The organism is Spongiactinospora gelatinilytica (assembly GCF_003236385.1).
Classification (GTDB): domain Bacteria; phylum Actinomycetota; class Actinomycetes; order Streptosporangiales; family Streptosporangiaceae; genus Spongiactinospora; species Spongiactinospora gelatinilytica.
Genome location: NZ_POUA01000542.1, coordinates 1 through 3,761, shown reverse-complemented (window position 1 = coordinate 3,761; position 3,761 = coordinate 1). Strand labels below are relative to the sequence as shown.

Genomic DNA, 3,761 nt, shown 5'->3' with positions numbered 1-3,761 from the left:
ATCGCGCCCGCCCGGCCCAGCCCCCCGAGATCGCCGCGCAGCGCTGCGCCGAGGCCGCGCAGCACGCCGAGCGGCAGGGTCCTGGTCGCGTAGGAGCGTTCGCTGGACAACCCGTCACCGGCGCCGACGCTGGCCGCCACCAGCGCCTTGGACAGGCCCTCGGCGTAGCACCGCGTCCGAAGGTAGGCGAACCGGGACCGCTGCGCGGAGACCTTGTGACCGATCAGCGCGGCGGGCTCGTACCAGATCACCGCCTCCGGGCTGCGCTGTGTCAGCCGGATGCAGAACTCCGTCTCCTCGCAGCCCAGTGGGCGGCTCTTGCGCCCCTGCACGCTGCGGCCGATGCCGGAGCGGAACCCTCCGGCATCGGTCACCGCGTCCCTGCGGAAGGCGGCGTTGCCGCCCATCACGTTGCGCACCCGGGCCCGGCGGACGGGCATCCCGGCATAGGAGCACCCGACCGTCCAGTCGAACTCGTGCGGGAACCACCGCGGGCGCCGCCCGGTCGCCCACAGTGGTGACGTGCGCCCGCCCACGCCGACCGTGCCCGGTTGCTGGAAGCCCTCCTCCAAAGCCTCCAGCCAGCCCGGGTCCGCGACGGCGTCGTCGTCCAGGTAGGCGACGATGTCGCCGGTGGCGATCTCGGCACCGGTGTTCTTGCCGCCCGAAAGCCCCTGGTCGTGCGCGTTCGCCACGACGATCGCGTCCGGGTACTCGTGCTTCAGTTTGAGCCGCAGATCCGGATTGTGGTCCACGACCAGGATCAGCTCGTGCGGCGCGCGCCGCTGGGCCCGGACGGACTCGACCGCCTCACGGATGTCGTCCCATCGCTCCTCCGTGTATACGCAGATGACGACACTGGTCTTCATGGGGGCTACGCGGCGCCCTGGTCGGCCGCGCGGGTGGTGGTGGGTTCGGGAGCGGGCAGGGGCCGGCGGCGCCACTCGCGCAGAATGGTGCGAAGCACGCGGATGCCGTCCCTGGTGACCTTCAGGTTGCTCGTGCCGTGCAGCCGGACCCGCTCGTGGCTCGGTACCTCCACGACCCGCAGCCCGGCCCGGTGGGCGCGGATGTTCATCAGCGTCTCCACCTCGAAGCCGTCGCAGTCCACGGCGAGCGCGTCGAGGTGACGGGCCCAGAACGCGTTGTAGCCGTAACAGAGATCGCTGAAGCGGGCCCGATACAGCAGGTTGACCAGCCGGGTCAGCGCCTTGTTGCCGAGGTGCCTGCCATGGGTGAGGTCATCGCTGCCGCCGCCGTTGAGGTTGCGCGACCCCTTGACGAAGTCGGCCCCGGTGACGAGCGCCCCGACGAATCGGACGATCTCCCGGCCGTCGGTGGAGCCGTCGGCGTCGATCATCACGATGATGTCGCCCGTGCAGGCGGCGAAGCCCGCGGCCAGGGCGTCGCCCTTGCCCTTGCCCTGCTGGGTGACGATCCGGATGTTGGGCCGCAGCCGCCGGGCGACGGCGACCGTCTCGTCCACGGAGTTGCCGTCCACCAGGACGACCTCGTTGATCCAGTTCGGTAGCGTGGCGAACACGTGCGGGAGGTTTTCCGCTTCGTTCAGTGCGGGTACCACCACGCTCACGGTGGGAGTGATCGCGATGTGCGGCGTCACCGGAGTGAAACGCTCCAGCGGCGGTGGCGGCCGCAGGGGCGTCACGTGGGCATGGCCGTTGTGCTTGGTGGTATCGGGACTCATCGTGAGGGATTTCCTTCCGGGCGATCGGTCGCCGGCGCAGACCGCCAGACGGACCCGGGCCTCGTGCGCGAGCCGGCCAGTGAAAATATGCGATTCCAGTTATGGATCATCAAATATCCTGCGGCGCTGGTGACTGAGGGGGCGGTGCAGTGCTGTTTCGGTGCGGTGATGCAGCGGAGCGGCCTTGCGGTGGGCTGTTGTGCTGATTGTCGTGCCTGATCAGGGAGCGATTTGCGCGCTCCCTAGGGTTTCACGGGTTTTTGTGACCTCGCCGGTGGACGGCCGCCCGTGCGCAGCCGGCCCGCGGCCTTGAGCACGCGATCCGCCAGCCGGTACAGCTCCGGTCTGTCGGTCACGATGGTTCTGGCCTTGCTGACCGGGGTCCTGCCGATCCAATGGACCATGGCCGTGGCGGACGGCCGGGCGATCCGGCCCTCCGCCACCAGCAGGACCCCGCTCTTCAACCAGTCCTTGTACTCCCGGCCGCCCTTGCCCATGTCGACCTGGTGCAGCCCGGCCCCGGCGGCGTGCTCGGCCATCAGCAGGTGATGCACGATGCCGGGGGAGTAACGCGCGTACTCAGGGTCGTAGGCGGGGAACCAGCCGACCAGCGAGGTGGCCGTGCGCAGCCCGAAGTGGCCCGCCACGGGCACGTCTCCCGCGTAGAGCATGGTCAGCACCCCGGCGAAGCCCGGGGTGGCGGCGGCGTGCATCTCCTCGGTCAGCCGGACGATCCACGGCTGGGCGAACCGGTCCACGCGGCCGGTGCTGCGGTACTGGCGCGACTTCCACGCAAGCAGCGTGCGCAGCAGGGCCGGGTCGGGCGAGGCCCACTCCAGCCGCACGTCCCCGTGCTCGCGGCCGAGCTTGCGGTGCTTGTAGCGCACGGTCTTGTAGTTCTTCGGCGAGTTGGCGCGCACCTGCTCGGCGTAGGCGTCGAAGCCCGCTGTGAGATCCATTACGGGGGCCGGTCGTACGTCGGTCTCGTGGGGGGCGAAGGTCGGCTGGCCCGCCACCATGTGGTCGAACTCCAGCACGTTCAGCCGGCAGGCCCGCAGCAACTCGCGGGCGCCGAGCTTCAGCTCGGGCACCGAGATCAGGCCGTGACAGGTGGTCAGGAACCCGCCGAGCGGCTTGCCGACGCCGAAGCCGTGCCGCTCGTAGGGGAAGAACCCGGCGATCCGCCCGCCGTCCTCGATGACGGCGACCCGGACGTAATCGCGGAGCCGGCCCATGGCCAGGGCGAACTCCACCGACAGGAACGCGTTGTCCAGGGCCGGATCGGCCTGCTGGAGCGCGCGCCACCGCTCGGTCTCGGCGGGACCCAGGTCCGTGGGCCGGACGATCGTTATGGACATGCTCAAGGTGACCCCATCCCCTCCGCCGAGCTCATATTCCGGCGCATCCCCGTATCGCCCCGATGCAGGACGCGCAGCACGTACAGGAACCCCCCGAGTGCGGCGATCGTCGCCACGGCCGCCCGGGGGGACCACGCATCCCAAAAGAGCATCCCCTGCGCGAGCAGCACATTGACCAAGAGGCTCGCGCCCGTACCAAAGGTTAGTGCCGAGATGCCATCGCGATCCCGCAGAAGGCCGATTGCCGCCACTGCGGGGACCACGAGCAGGTAAAGGGGGGTCAAGACGAAGCGCAGCGGGGTGTCGATGTCCGCGAGCGCGATCAGGGCGCCCGCGGCGCACGCGAGCGTGAGCACCCACGTGAGAAGTCGCCGGTACGTGCGCATCAAGGCTCCCGCAAGCTGAGTCAAGGCATGGTGGATCGTCCTGTCCTGTGGACCAACCCGTCCATAGGATCAACCCCACCATTGACCGTCAATGGCGACGCGTTCCACCAGGACATGGTTTACCTGAGCAGGCCGTCGTAGCGTAGCGTTATTCCCTACACACCCCCCGCCGATCTTACAAGAGTGAAATACCCTATCGTAGGGGGGAGTTCCGGACAGCCTGTGCCTTGACTTGGGAAGGGCCGGAGCCGTGCTCAGTCGCCCTGCGTGACGCCTCCGTCCTGGGGCGAGGGGGCGGGCGCCGACTCGGAC

4 protein-coding genes are annotated in these 3,761 nt (G+C 69.3%); all 4 read right to left on the bottom strand.

The genetic code is table 11. The features are described from left to right. A partial coding sequence (locus tag C1I98_RS36545; protein ID WP_111171851.1) for a glycosyltransferase family 2 protein occupies positions 1-869 on the bottom strand: 869 nt, incomplete at its 3' end. 5 nt (positions 870-874) lie between these two features. Beyond that, positions 875-1,705: a glycosyltransferase family 2 protein gene (locus C1I98_RS36540; RefSeq protein ID WP_111171850.1), complete on the bottom strand. Its 831-nt coding sequence runs from the start codon at positions 1,703-1,705 to the stop codon at positions 875-877. A gap of 242 nt (positions 1,706-1,947) precedes the next feature. Further along, positions 1,948-3,063 carry a GNAT family N-acetyltransferase gene (locus C1I98_RS36535; protein ID WP_111171849.1) on the bottom strand — a complete coding sequence of 372 codons (1,116 nt, stop codon included), beginning with the start codon at positions 3,061-3,063 and terminating at the stop codon, positions 1,948-1,950. A gap of 2 nt (positions 3,064-3,065) precedes the next feature. Then, positions 3,066-3,449 (bottom strand): hypothetical protein, encoded by a 384-nt coding sequence (locus C1I98_RS36530; RefSeq protein ID WP_111171852.1) that lies wholly within the window; start codon positions 3,447-3,449, stop codon positions 3,066-3,068. Positions 3,450-3,761 lie beyond the last annotated feature (312 nt).

Excerpts from the sequence above, each read along its gene's own strand:
- C1I98_RS36535 (WP_111171849.1), bottom strand. The coding sequence starts at position 3,063 with ATGTCCATAACGATCGTCCGGCCCACGGACCTGGGTCCCGCCGAGACC.
- C1I98_RS36540 (WP_111171850.1), bottom strand. The coding sequence starts at position 1,705 with ATGAGTCCCGATACCACCAAGCACAACGGCCATGCCCACGTGACGCCC.
- C1I98_RS36530 (WP_111171852.1), bottom strand. The coding sequence starts at position 3,449 with ATGCGCACGTACCGGCGACTTCTCACGTGGGTGCTCACGCTCGCGTGC.